General features: G+C 70.1%; 21 protein-coding genes and 1 pseudogene. 15 read left to right on the top strand and 7 right to left on the bottom strand.

The features are described from left to right. Positions 1 to 67: 67 nt before the first annotated feature. From ACFQV6_RS35815 to ACFQV6_RS35795, 5 genes are all read left to right on the top strand, one after another. Positions 68 to 1,204, top strand: a complete 1,137-nt coding sequence (locus ACFQV6_RS35815; protein WP_378032120.1) for a CaiB/BaiF CoA transferase family protein — start codon at positions 68 to 70, stop codon at positions 1,202 to 1,204. After that, positions 1,189 to 1,959: a citryl-CoA lyase gene (locus ACFQV6_RS35810; RefSeq protein ID WP_378032119.1), complete on the top strand. Its 771-nt coding sequence runs from the start codon at positions 1,189 to 1,191 to the stop codon at positions 1,957 to 1,959. Before ACFQV6_RS35815 ends, ACFQV6_RS35810 begins: the two co-directional genes overlap by 16 nt. 9 nt (positions 1,960 to 1,968) lie before the next feature. Continuing rightward, a complete protein-coding gene (locus tag ACFQV6_RS35805; RefSeq protein WP_378032118.1) occupies positions 1,969 to 2,832 on the top strand; it encodes an extradiol ring-cleavage dioxygenase in 864 nt (287 codons plus the stop codon). 178 nt (positions 2,833 to 3,010) lie between these two features. Next, complete coding sequence (locus tag ACFQV6_RS35800) at positions 3,011 to 3,373, top strand: hypothetical protein (RefSeq protein WP_378032117.1); 363 nt, start codon at positions 3,011 to 3,013, stop codon at positions 3,371 to 3,373. Beyond that, positions 3,370 to 4,473 carry a zinc-binding alcohol dehydrogenase family protein gene (locus ACFQV6_RS35795; RefSeq protein ID WP_378032116.1) on the top strand — a complete coding sequence of 368 codons (1,104 nt, stop codon included), beginning with the start codon at positions 3,370 to 3,372 and terminating at the stop codon, positions 4,471 to 4,473. The genes ACFQV6_RS35800 and ACFQV6_RS35795 overlap by 4 nt, the downstream gene beginning before the upstream one ends. Positions 4,474 to 4,737: 264 nt before the next feature. Here the strand turns inward: ACFQV6_RS35795 and ACFQV6_RS35790 are convergent, their stop codons facing one another. Next, complete coding sequence (locus ACFQV6_RS35790) at positions 4,738 to 5,475, bottom strand: DivIVA domain-containing protein (protein ID WP_378032115.1); 738 nt, start codon at positions 5,473 to 5,475, stop codon at positions 4,738 to 4,740. 193 nt (positions 5,476 to 5,668) lie between these two features. On the opposite strand from ACFQV6_RS35790, the gene ACFQV6_RS35785 reads away from it, so the two are divergent. The 4 genes and pseudogenes from ACFQV6_RS35785 to ACFQV6_RS35770 all read left to right on the top strand — a co-directional run bounded on the left by ACFQV6_RS35785 (position 5,669) and on the right by ACFQV6_RS35770 (position 9,390). Beyond that, positions 5,669 to 6,712: a LacI family DNA-binding transcriptional regulator gene (locus ACFQV6_RS35785; protein ID WP_378032114.1), complete on the top strand. Its 1,044-nt coding sequence runs from the start codon at positions 5,669 to 5,671 to the stop codon at positions 6,710 to 6,712. 57 nt (positions 6,713 to 6,769) lie between these two features. Further along, a pseudogene (locus tag ACFQV6_RS35780) lies at positions 6,770 to 7,210 on the top strand (hypothetical protein); the annotation flags it as partial. Between the two features lie 132 nt (positions 7,211 to 7,342). Next, positions 7,343 to 8,185: a PmoA family protein gene (locus tag ACFQV6_RS35775; protein ID WP_378032113.1), complete on the top strand. Its 843-nt coding sequence runs from the start codon at positions 7,343 to 7,345 to the stop codon at positions 8,183 to 8,185. After that, positions 8,182 to 9,390 carry an ROK family protein gene (locus ACFQV6_RS35770; RefSeq protein ID WP_378032112.1) on the top strand — a complete coding sequence of 403 codons (1,209 nt, stop codon included), beginning with the start codon at positions 8,182 to 8,184 and terminating at the stop codon, positions 9,388 to 9,390. The genes ACFQV6_RS35775 and ACFQV6_RS35770 overlap by 4 nt, the downstream gene beginning before the upstream one ends. A gap of 10 nt (positions 9,391 to 9,400) precedes the next feature. Here the strand turns inward: ACFQV6_RS35770 and ACFQV6_RS35765 are convergent, their stop codons facing one another. Further along, positions 9,401 to 9,988 (bottom strand): TetR/AcrR family transcriptional regulator, encoded by a 588-nt coding sequence (locus ACFQV6_RS35765; RefSeq protein ID WP_378032111.1) that lies wholly within the window; start codon positions 9,986 to 9,988, stop codon positions 9,401 to 9,403. An 84-nt stretch (positions 9,989 to 10,072) separates the two neighbouring features. Between ACFQV6_RS35765 and ACFQV6_RS35760 the strand changes: the two genes are divergently transcribed. After that, the gene (locus ACFQV6_RS35760; RefSeq protein ID WP_378032110.1) at positions 10,073 to 11,326 is read left to right on the top strand and encodes an erythromycin esterase family protein; all 1,254 of its coding nucleotides are present in this window, start codon (positions 10,073 to 10,075) and stop codon (positions 11,324 to 11,326) included. Here ACFQV6_RS35760 and ACFQV6_RS35755 read toward each other — a convergent pair. Then, a complete protein-coding gene (locus ACFQV6_RS35755) occupies positions 11,299 to 11,895 on the bottom strand; it encodes a hypothetical protein (RefSeq protein WP_378032109.1) in 597 nt (198 codons plus the stop codon). The genes ACFQV6_RS35760 and ACFQV6_RS35755 overlap by 28 nt on opposite strands. Before the next feature lie 255 nt (positions 11,896 to 12,150). Here ACFQV6_RS35755 and ACFQV6_RS35750 point away from each other — a divergent pair, with 255 nt between their 5' ends. Next, positions 12,151 to 13,386, top strand: a complete 1,236-nt coding sequence (locus ACFQV6_RS35750) for an Ig-like domain-containing protein (RefSeq protein ID WP_378032108.1) — start codon at positions 12,151 to 12,153, stop codon at positions 13,384 to 13,386. An 822-nt stretch (positions 13,387 to 14,208) separates the two neighbouring features. On the opposite strand, the gene ACFQV6_RS35745 is transcribed toward ACFQV6_RS35750, so the two are convergent. Continuing rightward, a complete protein-coding gene (locus tag ACFQV6_RS35745) occupies positions 14,209 to 14,589 on the bottom strand; it encodes a hypothetical protein (RefSeq protein WP_378032107.1) in 381 nt (126 codons plus the stop codon). Positions 14,590 to 14,836: 247 nt separating this feature from the next. Here ACFQV6_RS35745 and ACFQV6_RS35740 point away from each other — a divergent pair, with 247 nt between their 5' ends. The 3 genes from ACFQV6_RS35740 to ACFQV6_RS35730 all read left to right on the top strand — a co-directional run bounded on the left by ACFQV6_RS35740 (position 14,837) and on the right by ACFQV6_RS35730 (position 18,592). After that, complete coding sequence (locus ACFQV6_RS35740) at positions 14,837 to 16,312, top strand: GGDEF domain-containing protein (protein ID WP_378032106.1); 1,476 nt, start codon at positions 14,837 to 14,839, stop codon at positions 16,310 to 16,312. A 98-nt stretch (positions 16,313 to 16,410) separates the two neighbouring features. Continuing rightward, positions 16,411 to 16,596 carry a hypothetical protein gene (locus ACFQV6_RS35735; RefSeq protein ID WP_378032105.1) on the top strand — a complete coding sequence of 62 codons (186 nt, stop codon included), beginning with the start codon at positions 16,411 to 16,413 and terminating at the stop codon, positions 16,594 to 16,596. Positions 16,597 to 16,627: 31 nt separating this feature from the next. Beyond that, complete coding sequence (locus ACFQV6_RS35730; protein ID WP_378032104.1) at positions 16,628 to 18,592, top strand: ATP-binding protein; 1,965 nt, start codon at positions 16,628 to 16,630, stop codon at positions 18,590 to 18,592. Positions 18,593 to 18,649: 57 nt separating this feature from the next. On the opposite strand, the gene ACFQV6_RS35725 is transcribed toward ACFQV6_RS35730, so the two are convergent. Beyond that, on the bottom strand, positions 18,650 to 19,378 hold the full coding sequence (locus ACFQV6_RS35725) for a GntR family transcriptional regulator (RefSeq protein WP_378032103.1): 729 nt from the start codon (positions 19,376 to 19,378) through the stop codon (positions 18,650 to 18,652). A 220-nt stretch (positions 19,379 to 19,598) separates the two neighbouring features. Here ACFQV6_RS35725 and ACFQV6_RS35720 point away from each other — a divergent pair, with 220 nt between their 5' ends. After that, complete coding sequence (locus ACFQV6_RS35720) at positions 19,599 to 20,063, top strand: DUF4396 domain-containing protein (RefSeq protein ID WP_378032102.1); 465 nt, start codon at positions 19,599 to 19,601, stop codon at positions 20,061 to 20,063. A 141-nt stretch (positions 20,064 to 20,204) separates the two neighbouring features. Here the strand turns inward: ACFQV6_RS35720 and ACFQV6_RS35715 are convergent, their stop codons facing one another. Together ACFQV6_RS35715 and ACFQV6_RS35710 are read right to left on the bottom strand one after the other, a co-directional pair. Beyond that, positions 20,205 to 20,885, bottom strand: coding sequence for a class I SAM-dependent methyltransferase (locus ACFQV6_RS35715; RefSeq protein WP_378032101.1), 681 nt, complete (start codon positions 20,883 to 20,885; stop codon positions 20,205 to 20,207). 79 nt (positions 20,886 to 20,964) lie between these two features. Further along, entirely contained in the window at positions 20,965 to 21,594 is a 630-nt protein-coding gene (locus ACFQV6_RS35710) for a hypothetical protein (protein ID WP_378032100.1), read from the bottom strand. Positions 21,595 to 21,655 lie beyond the last annotated feature (61 nt).

The raw sequence follows: 21,655 nt of genomic DNA, 5'->3' as shown, positions 1-21,655 counted from the left end.
TTGACATCGAGCTGTCCGCCGGGGATTCTGATTCAGCGGACAGGTGTCCGCAGGACGGGCGGTAACGATGGCGCAGCAGAAGACCGGGCCTCTGGACGGCTTGCTCGTGGCGGATTTCTCCCGGATCCTCGCCGGGCCTTACGCGACGATGCTCCTGGCCGATCTGGGCGCTCAGGTGATCAAGGTGGAGGGCCCCTCCGGCGATGACACCCGCACCTGGATGCCGCCGGTCCGCGACGGCGTCTCCACCTACTACCTCGGCATCAACCGCAACAAGCGGTCGATCGCCCTGGACCTGAAGGACGCTGACGACCGGGCCGCCGCCCAGGAGCTCGCCCGCCGTGCCGACGTGCTGATCGAGAACTTCAAACCCGGCGGGCTGGCGCGCTTCGGCCTCGACTACGACACCGTCGCGGCGGCCAACCAGCGGTTGATCTACGCGAGCATCAGCGGCTTCGGCACCGGCGCGGGCGCCGACCTTCCGGGTTACGACCTGATGGTCCAGGCGATCTCCGGGCTGATGAGCCTCACCGGCGATCCCGGCGGCTCTCCGTACCGGGCCGGCATCTCGGTCTTCGACGTGATGACGGGGATGCACGCCAACATCGGCATCCTGGCCGCTCTGCACCACCGCGACCAGACCGGCAAGGGCCAGCACATCGAGGTCAACCTGCTGTCGTCGGCGTTGTCCGGGCTGGTCAACCACTCCAGCGGTTATGTCGCCGGCGGCACCGTCCCCTACCGGATGGGCAACGCGCACCCCAGCCTCTTCCCGTACGAGCCTTTGCCCGTCGCCGACGGCGAGCTGATCGTGATCGCCGGCAACGACGGCCAGTTCCGCAAGTTGTGCCAGGTCCTGGGCCTGCCGGAGCTGCCGGAGGACCCACGGTTCGGCCGTAATCAGGACCGTACCGCCAACCGCGAGGCCCTCCGGCCACTTCTGGTGGAACGGCTGGTCAAGCGGACCCGCGACGAGTGGTTCCGCGATCTGATCGCGGCGGGCGTGCCGTGCGCCCCGATCAACACCATCGACGGCGGGGTGGCCCTCGCCGACGAGCTGGGGCTCCAGCCCGTGGTGGAGACCGGCGGGGTGCCCGGCGTCCGCAACCCCATCACCTTCTCCGAGACCCCCGCGCGGTATGAGTTGCCGCCACCCGGGCTCGACGAGCACGGCGAGGAGATCCGCGCGTGGCTGAGCAACTAGAGTTCCCGACCGGTCTCGGCACCTCCGACGCGACCACCATCTCGCTGCTCGGCCAGGACCTGGCCGGCGACCTGATGGGGAAGGTCGGATTCGGTGAGCTGGCGTTCTGGCTGGTCGCCCGGCGCCGGCCGACCCCCGGTGAGACCCGGGTGTTCGAGGCCGTGCTGGTCGCGCTGGCGGATCACGGGTTCACCCCGACCGCGATCGCGGCGCGCCTGACCTACCTCTCGGCCCCGGAAGCCCTGCAGGGCGCCCTGGCCGCCGGTCTGCTCGGCGGCGGTTCCCGGTTTCTCGGGGTGACCGAGGACTGCGGCCGTTTCCTGGCCGACACTCTCGCCGAGGCGGGCGAGGTCGAGGACTACGACGAGGTCGCCCTGGAAGCGGTGAAAGCGGCCCGGGCCGCCAAACGCTTCGTGCCGGGGCTCGGGCACCCGGTCCACAAGGAGCAGGACCCGCGCACACCGGTCCTCATCAAGATCGCCCAGGACGAGGGGTATTACGGCCCGCACCTGCGGCTCTTCGAAGCCATCGGCCGCGTGCACGAGCAGGTCCTCGGCCGGAGGCTCCCGCTCAACGGCGCCGGAGTGTGCGGCGCCGCCCTGGCCGACCTGGGCCTGCCCATCGATCTGCTGCGCGGATTCGCGCTGCTGGCCCGCGCCGCGGGCCTGCTCGGCCACCTGGCCGAGGAACGTCGCCGTCCCCTCGGCAACGACATCTACCGCACCGTCGACCGGAACGCCGTCTACGAGCCGTAAGGATTGACTATGGCCAGCATTGTCGCGGTCATCGCCTCCACCCACCACCCGTTCTACTATCGGGCCAGCACCGCCACCGGCGAGGATCGTCCCCCGTTCGCCGATGAGTGGACGCGCAAGATCCTGGCGTTCCGGGAGACCCTGACCAGGGCCAACCCCGACGTCCTGGTGATGGTCGGCTCGGATCACTTCCACCAGCTGTGGCTCGACAACATGCCGCAGTTCCTCGTCGGCAAGGCGCCCTTCTACGACGCCAACTGGTACAACGAGGAGCGCGAGTTCGGCCTGCCGCGGATGCTGCTCAAGGGCCAGGAGGACCTGTCCTCGCACATCCTGCGGGCCGGCCTTGACGAGGGCTTCGACCTGGCGTTCAGCAACGAGCTGCGAATCGACCACAGCATCACCTGCCCGATCATCACGCTGCGGCCCGAGGCCGACCTGCCGATCGTGCCGATCTACACGAACATCTTCGCCCCACCGCTTCCGCAGCCGTCCCGCTTCGTGAAGCTGGGCGAGGCCATCCGCAAGATCATCGAGGACTGGCCCTCCCACCTGCGCGTCGCGGTGATCGGAACCGGCCACCTGTCACTCGAGCTCGGCGGACCGCGCCAGTTCGGGCCGCACGGGCCGGACCCGGAATTCGACCGCCGGGCCGTCGAGTGGATCGCCACCGGCGACCTCGACAACTGCCTGCGCGAGGTGACACTCGACAGCCTTCACTCCCCCGGCAACGCCACCCACGGCTTCATGGACTTCATGCTCATGATGGGCGTGGCCGGCGCCGGCGCGAAGGCGGACCACGTCGACACCCTCGACCTGTTCCACACCATGGAGGCCTACTTCACCTGGTACCCGAACGGAGCACCGGCGTGAACGACAGCAAAAAGTTCACCAGGCCCAGCGCTTCAGGTCGTGCCGGCTCGCAGCGACGCGGAACGCTCATCACCAGGCTCAGCGCCTCCACTCGCGCCGGCTCGCAGCGACGCGCAACGGTCTTCACCAGACCCAGCGCCTCAACCCAATCCGGCTCGCAGCGAAGCGGAGGAATGGCGTGAGCAAGTATCTGCTGAACAAGTTCCTGTACACCGTGGACCGGGATCCGTCGCTCGTCGAGCGCTACCGGGACACTCCCGGCGAGTTCGTCACCTGGTGGGAGCAGGATCGCGCCAACGCGGTGCTCAACTGCCACACCGGTGAGGCAAGCACGTGGCTGCGCTTCACCGACGACGAGCGCGAGGCCCTGACCAACCACGATCACGTACGTCTCTTCGAACTCGGCGCGCACCCGTTCCTGACGCTGACCCTGTTCATCGCCATGTTCGAGCGGGACAACACGGAACCTCTCGAGTATCAGAAGGCGTACGGCGCACGCCTCGCGCACTTCGACATGCCCTACCCGGACATCGCAACGTGATCCGGGCGGCTGTCCTCAAGGTCTGCGGGCAGCCGCCCGCGGTCACCCCGCGCCCGGTGCCGATAGCGGCCGCGGGCCAGGTGCTGATCGCGGTGTCCGCCGCGCCGATCACCCCACTCGACCTGCTCTGCGCCTCGGGCACCAGCTACTTCGGCACTCCGGCCACGCCCTACGTGCCCGGGGTGCAGGGAGTCGGCCACCGCCCCGACGGCACACCGGTCTGGTTCGCCACCTCCGCCGGGATGCGCCCCGGCGACGGCAGCATGGCCGGTGCCGTAGCCGTGCCGGAAAACGACGTCGTCCCCCTCCCACCGCAGGTTCCCCTCGCAGCCCTCGCCGCGCTGGGCCTCTCCGCCGTGGCCGCGCACTCCGCCCTCACCCGAACCGGCGGCCTGACCGCCGGCGAACAGGTAGTGGTCCTCGGCGCCGGCGGCGTGGTCGGCCAGGCCGCCATCCAACTCGCCCTCCTCGCCGGCGCCCGCCGCGTCATCGCCGTCGCCCGCTCCGAGACCGCATGCTCCCGCGCCCTGGAACTGGGCGCGGCGGCCGCAGTGCAGCTGAACCCCAGCACGGGCACGAGTGCGGGCGCGGGCGCCTCAGCCGGTGCCGGTGCCGGTGCTGGTGCTGGTGCCGGTGCCGGTGCCGGTGCCGGTGCCGGTGCCGGTGCCGGTGCCGGTGCCGGTGCCGGTGCCGGTGCCGGTGCGGGTGCGGACGACGTATCGGGCCTGGCCGCGCGCCTGCGTGAGGCGGCGGACGGCCCGGTCGACCTGGTGCTGGACCCAGTGTTCGGGGTTCCGGCAGCAGCAGCGCTGCAGGTCCTGCGGCCGGGTGGGCGTCTGGTGAACCTCGGCAGCTCCGCCGGGCCCACCGCGCCGATTGACTCGGCGACGCTGCGCAGCGGATCTCTGCGGGTTCTCGGTTACACGAACAACGCCCTGACCATCGAGGAACGGGCATCCTCCCTGACCACCGTCGCGGAGCACGCGGCGGCGGGCCGGCTCTCCGTGACGCATGAGGTGATGCCCTTCGAACAGGTCGCGCAGGCCTGGTCCCGCCAAGCCTCGGGAGCTGCCACCGGACGCATCGTGCTCACCTTCTGAACGCACGCCCCGCACGACGCACGACGCACGACGCACGACACAAGACACACGACACACCGATGCCCGAGACGACGCCAGCGTCGCCTGGTATCCGGAACGCTCGGCGGCGTCCGACTCCGCCGATGTGGGGCCGAAGGTGAGTCGGCGCAGAAGGTGCGCAACCTCGCTTCTCTCTGGCATGCGGCGAAGCTGATGCGTCGATGTAAGCGTCCGGTAAAGACGCGAACCGAGCCGAGTAAGCGTCGGACGGACCCAGCCGAAGTCTCAGGCGGACCGGGCCGCCGGCGGCTCCGAACCCAATTGCTTGTCGGGGCGGGGCTTGCCGGTCAACTCGGTGAGACGCTCGTTCAGCAGGCCGGAGAGTCCGGCCCGATAGTGCTGCGCGAACCGTCCCAGGTCGGCGATCTCCTCAAGGGCCGCCACCCGCTTCTCGGCGATGCCGGCGATCCGCTCGGCGTGGTTGTGCCGGGCGTCGGCGACCAGCGTGGACGCCCGCAGCTCAGCGTCGCTGGTGAGCTGGTCGGCCTTGGTGGTGGCCTGGCGCAGCACGGTCTCGGCCTCGTGCTGGGCTTCCGCGAGGTGCTCGTCCGCCGTCCGCTGGGCCAGCTCCAGAACGCCGGCGATCCCCGGTCCCCCGATCGCGGGCGGCGGTTCGGCTGCCGCGGCCGCGGCGCGGGCCTGCTCCAGTTTGGCGCGCATCGCCCGGGCATCCCGTTCCGCGCGGGCACAGCTCTCCTGCAGCCGCTGAAGCCGTTCGGCCAGCTCTTCACGCTCGGCCACACCGGAATTCAAAGCCCCGGAGCGCCCAGCCGGATCAGTACGCCCGGCGAACTCCAAACGGCCCGCCTTGGCGCTCAGCGCCTGGTTCTCCGCGGTGAGCCTGCGCATCTCGTCCGCGACAGCGTCCAGGAACGCGTCGACGTCGGAGTCGTCATAGCCACGCGAACCAGCCGGCGGCGACCGGAACTCGACGTTGTCGACATCGGCTGGAGTCAGTGGCATGGGTTTCGATTCCTCCCGGACCGCGACCTCGGAGGGCGTCAGACAACGTTGTCAAAGGAGTAGACGCGCCCCGACCTTCAAAGTCAACACCACGTATCTTGCAGCATTGCTTTCCGTTACTCCACCCGTCCGCGGGCCGTCTTGATCCGTATCCACGGGCAGCACAGACCGCTTGCCGAACGGGAGGACGCGGATGCCCGCCAACGCATCGACCGGTGTCACCGGCCGTCCCACGATGAACGACGTGGCACGTCTCGCCGGTGTCAGCCTCAAAACAGTCTCGCGAGTGGTCAACGAGGAGCGCCACGTCTCCTCCTCAATGGCGATCCGGGTACGCGACGCCGTCGACGCCCTCAACTACCGCCCCGACCTGCACGCCAGCACGCTACGGCGCACCGATCGGCGCAGCGAGACGATCGGGCTGCTGCTCGAGGATGTCGGCAACCCGTTCTCGGCCGCGTTGCATCGTGCTGTCGAGGACGTGGCGCGGGCTCACGGCGTACACGTTCTGATCGGCAGCATCGACGACTGCCCCCGCCGCGAAGGCGAGCTGGCGCGGGCCTTCACCATGCGCCGCGCCGACGGCCTGATCATCGTCCCCTCCGGCCCGGACCAGAGCTACCTGGCCACCGAGGTACGCGCCGACACCCCGGTGGTCTTCGTCGACCGCCCCGGCCACGGCATACCGGCCGACACGGTCCTCGCGACGAACGCCCAAGGCGCCGCCGAGGCCACCCGGCACCTCATCGCGCACGGCCACGAACGGATCGCCTGCCTCGGCGACCACACCCGGGTCACCACCGCCCGGCAACGCGCGGAGGGCTGCCTGGACGCCCTGCGGTCCGCCGGCCTCCAACCCGACCTCTCGCTGTTCGTTCCCGGCCTCGGCACCACCGCCGACGCCGAACGCGCGGTCCTCGACCTGTTCCGCCGGCCGAACCCGCCCACCGCCCTGTTCACCTGCCAGAACCTGGTAACGGTCGGTGCCGTCCGCGCACTGCGCCGCCTCGGCCTGCACCGCAAGGTGGCACTCGTCGGCTTCGACGACTTCCCCCTGGCCGACCTGCTCGAACCGGGCGTCACCGTGGTCGCCCAGGACCCGATCACCATGGGCCGCACGGCTGCGGAGGCGCTGTTCCGCCGCATCGCGGGCGACTCCGGGCCACCGGCGGAGGTTTGGATCCCCACCTGCCTGGTGCAGCGAGGCTCAGGAGAACTCCCACCAGCGCTGCCCTGAAGCCTTGCGCGGCGCTCACCTCAGTCCGGTGGTGGCGATGCCCTTGACCAGGTACTTCTGGCCCGCGAGAAAGAACCCGATGACCGGCGCGAGCGACAGGTCGAGGCACCGCCGGCCGGCGACACGTTCCCCGGCGGCTTCCCCGGTCCGCACTGGACCTGGCCGGCCAACTCCGACCGTGGAATCCTGCTCGCCCAGCCCGGCGGGCACGGCCTGCGGCTGGCCTGCCGGCCCGGCGACGGCGACCTGCGCGCCGTCACGACTGTTCTCGGACAGCGGCTGCCGAGCCCGCGATGCCGTGCGGAGACCAGCGTGGAACTGAGCGCCCCGGCCGGTGCGCGGGCAGGGGTGATCGTGTGCGGTCACACGTACACCTGGATAGGCCTGGAAGAACGGCCCGGCGGCACGACGCTGGTCTGCAAGACTGCCGATGCCGGAGGCGAGGCGGAGCGTGACGTCGGCGAACCCCTGATGGTCGACGGCCCGGTGCGGCTCGCGGTGACCGTGACCGACGGTGCGGTGGCCAGGTTCGCGGCGGACACCGGCAGCGGATGGGTGGAACACGGCCCACCCTCCCTTCCACGTCACCGCAGCCTGAGGGACCGAACGATCCACGACTATCCTCCTTGCGTGACCGGTGACAGTCCGGCGGTTCTCCGCATCTACGACGAGGCCGTCCTCGAGTACACGTGGCGCCCCGACCTGCCCGTCGCCCTGTCACCGCGGCCCTACCTGCACCCGGTGCGCACGATGAACGGTGTCGCCGTGACCGAGCTGATGCCGGCATCGCACCGCCACCACCTGGGGGTCAGCGTCGCGGTCGCCGAGGTGGACGGCGCCAACTTCTGGGGCGGGCGCACCTTCCTGCCCGGGCACGGACCCGCCTGGCTGGACAACCAGGGCAGCCAGCAGCACGTGCGGTGGCGCCGCCGCTCGGCCGCCCGGCTCGCCCACGACCTGCGCTGGAACACCATCGACGGCACCACCCTGCTGTCCGAGCACCGGGTCATCTCCCGCCGGCAGCTCGACCCGGACGCCTGGGCTCTCGACTTCGCCTTCACCCTCACCAACGTCACCGGCCGGGAGCTCACGATCAGCAGCCCGGCCGCGCACGGCCGGGCCGGCGCCGGATACGGCGGGTTCTTCTGGCGGGCACCATCGGGCGGCGACTGCCGGATCACCGCCGAGACGGGTACGGGCGCCGAAGCCGTCCACGGCCGGACCGCCCGCTGGCTCTCGGTCGCGGGCCACCGCTGGACCCTGGTCTTCCTCGGCGCCGACGAGGACACCCGGGCCGACCCGTGGTTCGTCCGCACCCGCGACTACCTGGGCATCGGCTCGGCCCTCGCCTGGGAGCGGCCCCTGCTGCTGCATCCGGGCGCCAGCCTGGCCCGCCGGGTCATCACCGTGGTCGCCGACGGCACCGTGTCACCCAGCGACGCCGCCGGCTACACGGATCACCTGACCTCATGACCCGGCCGGTTCACCGGGTCGCGCCGAGCACGGACATCCCGATCCGGCAGGACAGCCTCCGCGCGCACAACCTGGTCCTGACCTTCCGGCAGATCGCCGGAGCCGGGCGGGCACCGATCTCCCGCAGCGAACTGGCCGCCGCGACCGGGCTGACCAGGCCCACCATCTCCCGGATCGTCGACGAGCTGCTCGCCGCGGGGCTGATCGAGGAGGCCGGGCCGGCCCGGTCGGGCAGCAGCGGGCGGCCCCGGGTGGGGCTGCAACCGGCGCGCACCGGGCCGGCCGGGCTGGGGCTGGACATCCGTGCCGACGTGCTGTCGGCCTGCGTGGTGGATCTGACGGGTACGGTGCGCCACCTCGACTTCGTACCGCTGTCGTCGTGGAGCCCCGCGCCGGTGCTGGCGGAACTCGCCGGGATGGCGCGACGGGCGATCGCAGCGGCGGCCGCGGAGAACCTGACCGTCGTCGGTGCGACCCTCGCGGTGCCGGGGCCGGTGCGGGACGGCGTCGTGCGGTTCGCGCCGGCCCTGGGCTGGCGGGACGTGGACGCGGGTGGTGCGCTGGCGCCGCTGGGGCTGCCGGTGCTCGTCGACAACGACGCGCGGCTGGCGGCGCTCGGTGAGCTGTACGGCGGCGAGCCGGAACTGCGGGACTTCGTGTGTGTCAGCGGGGAGTTCGACATCGGCGCGGGGCTGGTCCTCGACGGTGTTCAGCTGCGCGGCTGGGGCGGCGAGATCGGGCACGTGATGGTGCGCAGCGACGGGGCGGCGTGCGCGTGCGGTGCGACCGGGTGCTTGCAGGGCCTGGCCGGGCTGGGGGCGATTCTTGCGGCTGTCCCGGAGGTGGAGCGCGATCTGCGTACGTCTCCCGCGGTGCAGATCGACGCCCTCGTCGCCGCCGGCGACCCCCGGATCCTGACCGCCCTCGACGAGGCCGCCACCGCCCTCGGCATCGCCGTCTCCGCCCTGCTCAACCTGGTCGACGTCGGCACCGTCCTGCTCGGCGGCGGCTACTCCCTGCTCGCCTCCTGGCTCACCGACGGCATCGGCCGCGAGGTCCGCCGCCGCGTCCTCACCGCCGCCTGGTCCCCGATCGAGATCCGCCCGGCACCTCTCGGCCCCGACGCCGCCGTGATCGGCGCCGCCCTCAGCGCCGTCGACCGCGTCCGCCGCGACCCCAACGCCTGGCTCGCCGGCCTGCGCTGATTCGCTTACCTCAGCTCCGCTTGCCGGGGATCGCACCGGCGCGGGCCGCTGCCAGGGTGATCGCGGTGGCCCGGTCGGCGAGAAAGTCGTCGAGCGGCTCCGCGGTGACGAGCAGCCGCAGGTAGATCGGTGCGATCAGGGTCTTGATCAGCTCAGCGGGATCGATGCCGGCGGGCAGTTCACCCCGGCGGACAGCTCGATCGATGAACGGCTCGGCCCGGCGGATCCGGTCCTCGAAGAACCGCTGCTTGATCCCGGCGATCTCGGGGATCCGGGCGGCGCCGGCCAGCATCGTGCCGGCGATCGCCTGCCCGGTGGGACCGGCCAGCGTGCGGATCAGCGACCGGGCGAAGGCCCGCAGGTCACCGTCGATTCCGCCGGTGTCCGGGATCGGCACCTCGGCGGCGATCTGATCGGTGATCGCGTCGGCGACCAGGGACTGCCGGTCCCGCCAGCGACGGTAGACGGTGGTCTTGTTCACGCCGGCCCGCTGCGCCACACCGTCGACGGTCAGATCGGCGTAGCCGCGATCGGCGAGTTCGAGCATCGTGGCGGCGAGTACCGCGGCGCGGACCTTCGGGCCCCGGCCGACTGTCATTTAACGCAACTCCCCGTTGCTTTGGGTCCGGTCATCGTGTGACGATCAGCTTATCGCCACAACGAGTTGCGATAGGAGGCCGTCATGGCCACGCTCAGCGCATGGATCCGGCGGTACGCCGTCACCGCCGATACCCTGGACCCGGATGCCCCGCTCGACGACCTGGAGCCGCTGCGGGACCTGATCGGATCCGCCCGCGTGGTCGGCATCGGCGAGAACGCCCATCACGTGCGGGAGTTCTACCTGCTGCGGCACCGCCTGCTCCGGTTCCTCGTCGAGCGCTGCGGATTCACCACGCTGGCCTTCGAGGCGCCCTTCACCGAGGCGCACACCGTGAACGCCTGGGTCCGCGGTGGCCCGGGGACGGTGCAGGCCGTCGCGGCCGCCGGCGCGGGAGCGGGCGGGCTCGGCGAGTGCACCGAGATGCACAACCTGCTGACCTGGCTGCGTGACCACAACAGACGGGCAACCACTCCGGTACGGTTCGCCGGCACCATCATCTCGACCCGGCAGGCCGCCCTCACCGCCCTCGCCGGCTACCTCCGCGAGGCCGACCCCGATGCCCTGCCGCTGCTCGACGAGGTACGCGAACGCGCCGCGGCCTTCCACCCCACGTCGATCTTCGCGGTCCTGCACCAATACACCGCAACCAGCCATGCCGACCAGGACGCGATGACCGCCGCACTGAGCCGGCTGCTCGGGCGGATGCAGACGATGACCGCGTACCAGCGCACCCGGGGACGCGAGCGGGAACAGGCCGCCGCGCTGCACCAGATGCGGGGTCTCTGGTACGGCGACCACGCGCTACGCGACTTCGCCGGGCGCGGCATCCCCGCCGGGTCGTCCGCCACCGACGCCTTCCTCGCCGAGTCGGTACTGCGCCTCGCCGACGACGGCCCGGTTGTCCTGGCCGTGCACAACTGCCATCTGCGCAGGACACCGGTGCACCACGACGGGGCCTTCGGGCTGTTCCCCGCCGGCTATCACCTCGCGCAGGCCCTCGGCGACGACTACCTGGCCGTCGCCGTCACCGCGGGGTCGGGCCGCACCGCTCAGGTCCGCCCCGACCCGGACCACCCGCTGGGCTTCCGGGTCCTCGAGCATGCGCCGGCACCGCTGACCGCGGGCTGCGTCGAGGCGGCCTTCAGCGACCGGCCGGTGGTGGCCTTCGCCGACCTGCGCGCCGCCCGGTCCGCCGTGACCGACGGACCCGCCTACCAGCAGATGCGGATGGAGCACTACCTCACCGACGTCGACGTCCTCGACGCCTACGACGCGGTCTGCCACCTCCGGGAAACCACCTGCACCGACTACCCCTCCCGGAGCGTGACCGGGTAGGACGCGCGGCCGGCGTCAGTGGGTGACGGGCCGGCCCAGGTCAGTTCGATCTCGTACGCCGTACCCAAGCGCCTGGTGACCGCGACCGTCAGCCGCGCGCGTCCCTCGCTCACCTCGGCGACGTCGCCCTCCCGGTACGGCGCCTCGTAGAGGTCGCCGTACGTCTCGCTGTAGCTCTCCACCCGCGGGATCACCACCACCGGGCACTCGCCGCTCTCCACTGTGGCGTCGACCGTGTAGACCAGGATGCCGTCGCCCCACGGCTGGTCGTCGGAGCCGATCACCGGCTGGGCCGGCTCGATCACGAAGACCTTCGACGGGCAGGCGGTGTCGTCGACCGGCAGCACGATCATCGAGAGGCCGTCGGCGTCGGTGAGCGGGTGCAGGATGGTCCGCCAGCGGCGGCGGCTCTCGGCGAGGTAGGTCTTGCGCTGGTCCGGCAGCCAGCCGTTCTTGTGTGTGTCGAGCGAATAGCAGTCGCCGTACGAGGAGGCGCGCACCGCGAACGACTCGTCACCCAGCGGAACGAAATGCCACCGCTGCCCGATGCTGTCGCCGGTCGCCGCCATCTCGAGCCAGTTGCCCGCGTCCAGCGACTGGTTACCGCACCGACACCTGAGACGTCCCTTTGAGCAGGTGAAGCACCGTCGCCGACGTCACATTCCGGTTGTCACCGCGCGGCCGATCCGGCCTACCGCTCGGGATCGAGATCTGTCAGGATGATCATTCTTTTGGGAAGGACTCAACTTTTTGAGCCCCGCTCACGTCTTACCCTGTAGGGCCCATGGATGGCGCCGGTTGACATCCCCTCGAATGTGAGAGTCATGATTCAGCGACGCAAGGTGATTATCGGCGCGGTCGGCGTGGCCGCAGCAGCCACGGCTGCCGGGTGCTCCTCCTCGGACAAGCCGGGCAGCGGCACCACGAACTGGGTCGAGCCGGCCGCGAACATCGAACCGGCCCCCGTCACGCCCGTCCGGCTCACCGTGACCCCGGCCGCCGGCGACACCGACGTGTCGCCGGTCGACCCGATCACCGTCAGCGCCGCGGACGGCACCCTCCAGTCGGTCACCGTCACCGCCGGCAAGGCGAAGATCGACGGCGCGATGCAGGACGACGGAACCTGGCGCTCGACCGACGACCTGGCTTACGGCAAGAAGTACAAGGTGACGGTCACGGCCGCCGACAGCGCGGGCACGGCGACCACCCAGGACACCACCTTCACCACGCTGAAGCCGGCGAACGTCGCCCAGGTCACCTTCCAGGCCAACTCGATGCTCGCCCTCAAGGAGGGCAGAACATACGGCGCCGGCCAGCCGGTGATCGTCGCCTTCAGCCGCGCCGTCAACAAGAACGCTGCGGAGAAGGCCATCGAGATCAAGACCTCGCCGGCCGTCGAGGGCAAGTTCTACTGGAAAGACGACAAGACCGTGCACTGGCGCCCCGCGAAATACTGGGCAGCCGGCACCACAATCAAGGTCAACGTCACCATGTACGGCGTAAAACTCGGAAAGACGACGTACGGCGCGAAAAACGTCTCGACCAACTTCAAGATCGGCCGCCAGTTGATCGCGATCAGCGACAACCGCACCCACCTGACGAAGGTCTACATCGACGGCAAACTCGTTCGCACGATGAAGAGCAGCCTCGGCAAGGGCGGCGGCACCACCGGCGCCAACGGCGAACGCATCAGTTACTGGACGGCCGGCGGCCCCCACGTCGTCCTGGGCAAGAAACGCAAACACACGATGAGCTCCGCGAGTTACGGCGTCTCCGACCCCAAGGACCCGAACTACTACGTGTCCGAGAACATCGAATTCTGCACCCGCATCAGCTACTCCGGCGAATACCTCCACGCCGCCCCTTGGAACGGCTCGCTCGGCCGCGCCAACCTCTCCCACGGCTGCATCAACCTCAGCACAGCCGACGCAAAATGGGTCTACAACACCTTCCTCATCGGCGACATAGTAGACGTCAAGAACACCCCCCGCGACCTCCCCATCTGGAACGGCCTGGGCGACTGGACAGTACCCTTCGACAAATACGGCCGCGACCAATAAACAAAGACAATAGAAACAAGAACAAAGAACTCCGACCCGCCTACACTCACCCCTGCCACAGCATGGTGACCCACGCGCACCCGGACCGGCCCGACAACACCGACTGCCACATAGACCACAATCCCGCAACGACCACCCAAATTCAATAAAAGCCCAGAGCAAGCCAATCGTCGCAGCGACGACTCCCACAGCCCTGTCCCACGACCGGACCGCCAATCCCCGCGCAGCTCGGGATGGCAGGCTCACCATCGAAGATGCCGGCGGAGTGGGCGCAGGCGGCGGAGTGGGCACGGGCACCGCGGGCGGCGCAGCTGCCGCGGGCGGCGCAGCTGCCGCGGGCGGCGCAGGTGGCGGAGTGGGCACGGGCGGCGCAGGTGCCGGAGTGGGCACGGGCGGCGCAGGTGCCGGAGTGGGCACGGGCGGCGCAGGTGGCGGAGCGCGCCCAGCCACCGCGGGCTTACTTGCGTCGGCAGGCGCCGTCACCGCCCCCGACCGGCTCTGCTCGATGCGCCGAAGCTTCTCGGCATGCCGCTGCCGCAACCCCCAAGCCCGATGCCTTTCATGCTCCCGGCGAAATGCGTCACGCTCGGCGGAATAATTGCGAGAAGCGGTCCGGTCACGCATCACCGCAATTTCAGTCCGACTGAAGAACGACGCCTGCCTCATGCGAATAATTATTCCGCACCCGCGCCCCGAGCTGTAAGCATTCGATCATGCCACATTGCATTCCTGGCATAGCCCGTCAATCGCAGGCCGAGCGGAAGACCAAGGCCCCGGCATCCTCACAACCGAGGAACCGGAGCCCGATCAGAAGAACCGATATCAGGTGTCGCCCACACAACGCACGTTCGACCCACCGTCTGCCAGGTCGCTCTCACGGATCCAGCCGCGCTTGTTCTGCCCGACCACGACAACGTAGGTCCAGAACTCGGTATTGTCGATGTCCCGCGTATAGCAGTGGTAGTCGAGACGATCCGACTGGAAGATGTAGTTCTCCTGAATCGCGCAGCGCCGGGACGAGCCGACGCGCGACGGGACAGAGTTGTAGTAGACGATGTGGTTGCCGCTGGTATCCCTATCCGAGGGAGCGGCCCTCCCGCAGCTCCAGTGCGCCGAGGCCGGCGCCGGAGCAGCGAACGCGCCGAAAGCAGCGACAGCGATAGCCGCGGCAACGGCCAGAGGTCGGTTCACCGGTCTGGTCATGATCTCTCCTTTGAGGACGGACACGACGGCCCAGGCGCCGACCCAACCGATCTTGCATCGACATCCATCACTCTCGCAACCCCGCCCGCACTCCGCCCGCACTCCGCCCGCAATCCGCCCGCAATCCGCCCGCACCCCGCCCGACAGCCCGCCAGCCGCCGACCAGCTGGCGCGCCGTAGCACTGTCCGAAACATCACTCACCGCGGCGTTCCTCAAGACCGGAGCGCCGATGGCGATAGACCCTGCGTGGACACGCCAAGGACCTCGCGCACCGGGCATCGCCATGTCCTGGTCCCGCTGGTGTTCCTCCTGGTGGTCGCCGTTTTCACCTTCGGGCACATCACCGGCACCGCCCCCGTACGCCTGACCCTGCTCTTCGCCTCCGGCGTAGTCGCAGCAATCGCCGTAGCAGTAGGCATCCGGGTCAACCGGGTGACCGACCGGCGACCCTGGCGCCTGGTGATCGGCGCGCTCACGCTGCTGAGCATCTGCAACGGCCTCTGGACGCTGCCTGTCGTACTAGACACCGGCTGGTCCCGCCCGCCCGATCTGCTGGTGGCCCCGCCGCAGATCGGCGGGTACGCGCTCCTGCTGGCCGCCAGCCTGATGATCGTGCTGCGGCACGCGCCGAAGGACGGCAGCGGAACGATCGACGCGGCCGTGTGGGGTATCGCGGTGGCCGCACCGGTGTGGGAGTTCCTGTTCCGCCCCCGGCTGCTGGACGCGCACGCCGGCACCGGCCAGCAGCTGATCGTGCTCACCCAGATTCTCGTACTGTTCGGCATCTGCGGTTCCCTGCTGCGGGTCGCCCGGACCTGCGGCGCCGGCCGCGCCTGCCTCGCGTTCCTGTTCGCGGCGCTCGGTTGCACAGTCGTCGGTATCGCCACCGTCAACGCGCTGCCGTCCGCCGCCGAGCATCAGGCCACCGTCCCGGCACTGTGTTTCGCCCTCGGATACCTCTGCCTGGGCGCGGCTGCGATGCACCCCAGCGTCATCGTGCTGATGGAGCCGAGCGCCCCACAAGTTTCCCGGTCGCCGCGGCTACAGCTGAAGATGTTCGGTACGGCGATCCTGGTGGTGCCGCTCGTCGGCGCGATCGGTCAGGTGGTCGGCGTACCGCCGGACGGGCTGCTGCTCACCCTCGCGCCGATGCTGACCGTGCCGCTCGTGATGATCCGGATCAGCCGGCTCAGCGCGCAGCGTGCCCGCGACCAGCAGGCCCTGGCGCATCAGGCGGCGCACGACGAGCTGACCGGCCTGATCAACCGGCGGCGGCTGTTCCAGGTGATGGAGGAGGCGATCACCCGGCACGCTGCCGGGCGGGCCGGCGAGCTGGCGCTGATCTATTGCGACCTCAACGATTTCAAGCCGATCAACGACGGGTACGGGCACGAGGCCGGCGACGAGGTGCTCCGTTCCACAGCGGCCCGGATCAACGCGGTCGTCCGTACGAAAGACGTTGTTGCCCGGATCGGTGGCGACGAATTCCTGATCTTCTGTCCGGACACTGATGAGGCTTCCGCGTACGCCCTCGGTGATCGCATCGCCGAAGCTGTCGCCGCACCACTTCCCTGGCGTGGGCACACGCTGCGGGTGACCGCGGCCGTCGGCGCCACGCTCTGGACCGAGCGCCGCCAGGTCGCGCCCGATGTGCTGCTGGCGGCGGCCGACGACCGGATGTACGCGAACAAGCGCGCCCGCAAGGTGGCCCGCACCGCGTGAACCTTCCACCCGGTCTGAGCTGGGCCGGGTTTCGCGGTGTGGTCGCTGACCCGGATGCCGCTGTTCGCCCTGGACCTGGTGGTGGCCGGGTGGCTGGCGTGCGGGTTCAGCACGCTGACGGCGGGGTCGCGGTCGCCGTCGCGACCGTGGCGCCGGGCCCGGTCCCGCTGACGGTCGCCGCCACCGGACTGGGGTGCGTGGCCGCGGCGGAAACGGTGCTGCGGCGGGCCCGCGCGCGACGGGCCGAGCTGACAACGCTGGCGCGGCGGCTGGAGCAGGGCTAATCCCGCTCAGCTTTCGCCCGATCATTACTACGTGCCGGACCAGATCTACCTTCTCGGCAACCTGATGATCATGATGGCCTACGCGGCGATCATGATGGCCATCCTCGTGCCCGTGAGCCGGGCGGGTCAGCTGCGCACCAACAAGCTGGCGGTCGCCACCGCCATGATCTTCTTCAGCTGCGCGGTCGGGCACGGGCTGCACGCGGTGATGGGATACCGCACCATCATGAGCGAGGCCGCGTCCCTGCACGGGCACCCCGGCCGGGAGTGGATCTGGGCAATGGCGTCCTGGGACGCGGTCACCGCGATGATCGGCGTCTACTACTGGTCACTGCGGCGGGGGTACGCCGTCCTGCTGGGGCCGGGGGCGATCTACGTCGACCCATGGGGCCAGCACCGGATCAACGAGGCGAACGCGCGGGAGACTGCGGCGCGGGAGGCGGCCGAGAGCAACCGGGCGTTCCTGGCCACGGTCGCCGACCACATCGACGACGCGATCATCGGCGCCACCCCGCGCGGGATCGTCACGGCGTGGAACCGGGGTGCGGAGCGGCTGTTCGGCTATCCCGCCGAGGAGATGATCGGCCGGTCCATAGCGGTGCTGACCGACCCGGACACGATGGGACACCAGCGGTCGGCGCTCGCCCGGATCAACGCCGGCGAGACCGACATCCACTACACCGGCCGGCGTGTCCGCAAGGACGGCACCAGGGTCGACGTCGCCTTCGACGTCGAGCCGATCCACGACGCCACCGGCGCGCTCAGCGGCGTCGCCGTGGTGGCGCGCAACGTGACCGCCGCGGTGGAGGCCGCCGAACAGCAGCGGGCGATGGCCGAGCGCAGTCACCAGGCGCAGCGGATGGAGAGCCTGGGCAAGCTGGCCGGCGGGGTGGCGCACGACTTCAACAACATTTTGGCGATCATCACCAACTACACCGAGTTCGCCGCGGAGCAGTGCGAGGACAAGCCAGAGGTACGGGCGGACCTGTCACACGTGCGGACGGCGGCCGGGCGGGCCACCAACCTGACCCGGCAGCTGCTCACGTTCACCCGGGGCGACGCGATCCAGCCGCAGCTGATGGACCTGAACCCGGCGGTCGCCGAGGTGCAGGCGATGCTGGCGCGGACCATCGGGGAGGACATCGCGCTGATCACCGTACCGGCGGCGGAGCCGGTGAGCGTGGTCGCCGACCCCGGCCAGATCCAGCAGGTGCTGCTCAATCTGGCGATCAACGCCCGGGACGCGATGCCCGGCGGCGGGACGCTGGTCCTGGAGGTGAACACCGCCGCGCTGGGCGGCGACGAGATCGACATGCAGCCACCACTGCCCGCGGGCACCTATGCCCGGCTGCTGGTCAGCGACACCGGCGAGGGGATACCGGCCGAGGTCGCCGAGCACATCTTCGAGCCCTTTTACACCACAAAACCCCACGGCAGGGGTACGGGACTCGGCCTCGCAACGGTCTATGGGATCGTCACCGAGGCCGGGGGCAGCATCAACCTGTACTCCGAGCCCGGCATCGGCACCACCTTCCGGATCTACCTGCCGCTCGCGGAGAGCGCCGCCCAGCTCGACACCTCACGCTCGCGCCCGGCACCCCGGGACGGCGCCGGCCGTACGGTCATGGTGGTCGAGGACGAGCCCGCCCTGGCCCGGGTGGTGACCCGGATTCTCGGCAACGGCGGCTACCACGTCGTGACGGTGGAGAACGGCCCGGCCGCCCTGGCAGCGGACGCCGAGCACCCGTGCGACGTACTGCTCACCGACGTGATCATGCCGGAGATGTCGGGTCCGCGGCTGGTGGAGCTGCTCCGGGAGGGGCGGCCCGATCTGCCGGTGCTCTACATGTCCGGGTACAGCAACGGGCTGCTCGGCACCACCCATGTGATCGACGAGGACATCGCGTTCATCGAAAAGCCGTTCACCGGGCCTGATCTGCTGCAGAAGCTTCAGGATGTGCTGGATGAGGTGGCGGGCGCTTCAGCCCGCCAGTGACAAGGCTTCTCCTGCTTCGCTCCGGCCGTTCTCACTGCGGTCCGTTCCGGTGGCGGGTCAGCCGAGCTCGCCGCGGCCCTGGATGGCGATGATCGCGTTGAGGTTGTGCTGGCGGGTGCATCGCTCCAGCTCGGCGGGGTCGACGTCACCGGCGCGCAGTTGGCTCAGGATGCCGTCGTGCTCGTCGACCGCGCTCGCCAGGCGGCGCGCGGGCCAGCTGGAGACCAGAACGCGGGACGCGTCGATGCGGTCCCACACGCGGTCCAGGGACTCGATCAGGTACTCGTTGTCGGCGTGCGAGTAGATCGTCCGGTGAAAGGCCCGGTGCAACCGCATGACCTCGTCATGATCGGCCGGGCCGTCCGCATATCGGCGGAGCGCGTCGTTGAGCCGCTGCGCCTCGGTGATGGCGGCCGGGGTGATCGCGAACTGGGCACGACGGGTCGCATAACCGTCCAGCACCGCCAGGGTCTCGACGAGCTGTTCCCACGTGTCGTCGTCAAGCGTGTTGACCCGGGCACCGACGTTGCGCTCGAAGGTGACCAGGTTCTCCGCCTCCAGCCGGCGGATCGCCTCGCGGACCGGCACCGGGCTGACATCAAGATCCCGCGCGATGGCGCTGAGCACCAGACGGCTCCCCGGCCTGTAGCTACCGTTCAGGATCCGCTCACGAATCTTCCGGTACACCGCCTCGTGCTTGGACGGCGGGGACGTCTCGGTGACCTCTCGAGTGCGCTGCACGCTGAACACTCCCCTCTGGACGCCGTGCAGCGGATCGTATACCATCCCGGAAATCGTATACGATTCTCCGTGCTCTCGAAGAGCGGTACGGGGGCGGCCCGGCACGCTGGGGGGTGCCATGCCGGGTCACGCTCTTCGAGCCCGAACGCGGGGTGGCTCCGGCCGCCCCGCGTTCCCTTTCCCGCATCCTCCCCGCCGCTCTCCCGCGGTCACGTTCCCTTCGTCACTCTGGCCTTTATATACCCCCCGGGGGTATTCTCGGCACATGGCTGACAACGTGCACCCGACAACAGCACCCTGGCGCCCGGCGATCCAGGCAACGCTGCACTGCCTCACCGGCTGCGCCATCGGCGAGGTACTCGGCATGGTGATCGGCACCGCCCTCGGCTGGTCCGCCGGCCCCACCGTGGTCCTAGCCGTCGTACTCGCCTTCGTGTTCGGCTACGCCCTGACCATGCGCCCGCTGCTTCGCTCCGGCATCAACCTGCGCACCGCCCTGAAGGTCGCCCTGGCCGCCGACACGGTCTCCATCGCCGTCATGGAGATCATCGACAACGCCGTGATGCTGGTCGTCCCCGGCGCGATGGAGGCCGGCCTGTCCAACTGGCTGTTCTGGGCGTCGCTCGCCTTCGCCCTGGTCGTGGCCTTCGTACTCACCGTCCCGGTCAACCGCTGGCTGATCTCCCGCGGCAAGGGTCACGCCGTGGTCCACCAGCACCACGCCCACTGATCCCGGCCCACTGACCCCGGCCCTCCGCGCCTCGTCCGACCTCGCGCTTCGCCCCACCGCCCGCCACCCCACCGCCCGCCGCCCCACCGCACTCCGGTGAAAGAACCGGGCCGCGTCGGCGGAACCTCGGAAGTGCCTGAGTCAAACGCCTGAGCCGAGTGCCCGCGCTCGGATGCCGAGGACGATCGGTGTGGGGGTGCCGCCCTCGGCGAGGCGGTCGATCGTCAGGCCGGCGGTGATGAACGCGTTGAGCAGGCCCGGCAGGGGCCAATGGCCGGCGCCGACTTTGTCGCGGATGCCCTGGTCGGTCCAGGAGTCCGTGGTCCAGTGGCCGTCACGGTAGCCGGGGCGGATGACGATCGCGTCCTGGTTGGCCCGGTCGGCGAAACCGCCGCAGAAGCACGGGTGGACGCCGACGTGGACCAGGACGCCGCCCGGGCGCAGGACGCGGGCCGCCTCCCGCAGCACGGCCGGATAGTCGGGCATGTCGGTGTGGGCCATCACGGTGACCACGGCGTCGAGCGAACCCGGGGCGATCGGGAGCCGGGCGGCGTCGGCAAGCGCGGTGGGTAGGCGGCCGCGGGCGTGGCGCAGCATCCCGGCGGAGAGGTCGACGCCGATGGGTGCCCATCCGAGGCCGCGGAGCTGGTCGGCGTAGACGCCGGTGCCGCAGCCGATCTCCAGGCAGGTGCCGCCCCTGCCGGGACCGAGCAGATCGGACAGCGCGCTGCGGATGCCGAGCGGGTCGCCGTCGGCCTGGCGGGGCAGGAACTCGTGCTCATACCAGTCGGCGATCTCGTCATATGCGGCTGTTGACGCCATCGCTTGCCTCCTCCCCGTCGTCCTTTCCCGACCTTAGCGGCGGTTCCTGAACCGTGGGGGGCACGCCGGGACCGGCGGGTCAGCCGACGGGAAGGCAGTCGGTGGTCTTGGCGGTCTCGCGGGCGACGCGTTCGAAGTCGCCGCCGGACCAGCGGTAGGTGTAGGTGAGCTTGAGATCCGGGCACGCCGGCACCCCATCCGGGCTCACGCCGTAGGCCTGGATGACGACGAGGTCCGCCTCCACCTTCAGCGAGCGGTACCACGGCAGGTCGGTCGCCCCCGCCTCGTCGAGCAGGGTCGCGATCCGGCGCGGTTTCTCGCCACCGGCCAGGCCGTCGAAGACCTCGACCGTGCTGGGCAGGTAGGACGTGCTGGCCTCACAGGTCCGCGCGACCAGGGCGTCCTTCACGTTGTCGCCGGTGACGTCGGCCTGGATCAGCCTCTGCACCTCCGGTTCCTGACCCTCGTCAGGGCAGTCGGCGAGCGCCGAGAACCAGTTCCCGCCGTCCCCGGCATCACCAACAGCAGCCGGGACACCGGACGGCGACGACACAACCGCAGACGGCGAGACGTCAGCGGGCAGGGGCGAGACAACCGCCGGCGACCCCGCGGCGTCTGACGAGCCGGACCGCGACGGTGACGACGAACAACCAGCGACCAGCGCCGCGGAAAGCACAACGGCGACAGTCGGCACAACGGCTTTGCTCATCACGCGGGTTCCCCGTCATCGCAGGTGACGGCCCCCTCGGACCGTCCTCCCGATGACTGTA

The organism is Actinoplanes sp. GCM10030250 (genome assembly GCF_042666575.1).
GTDB lineage: Bacteria > Actinomycetota > Actinomycetes > Mycobacteriales > Micromonosporaceae > Actinoplanes.
This window is presented reverse-complemented; position numbering and strand designations above follow the sequence as displayed.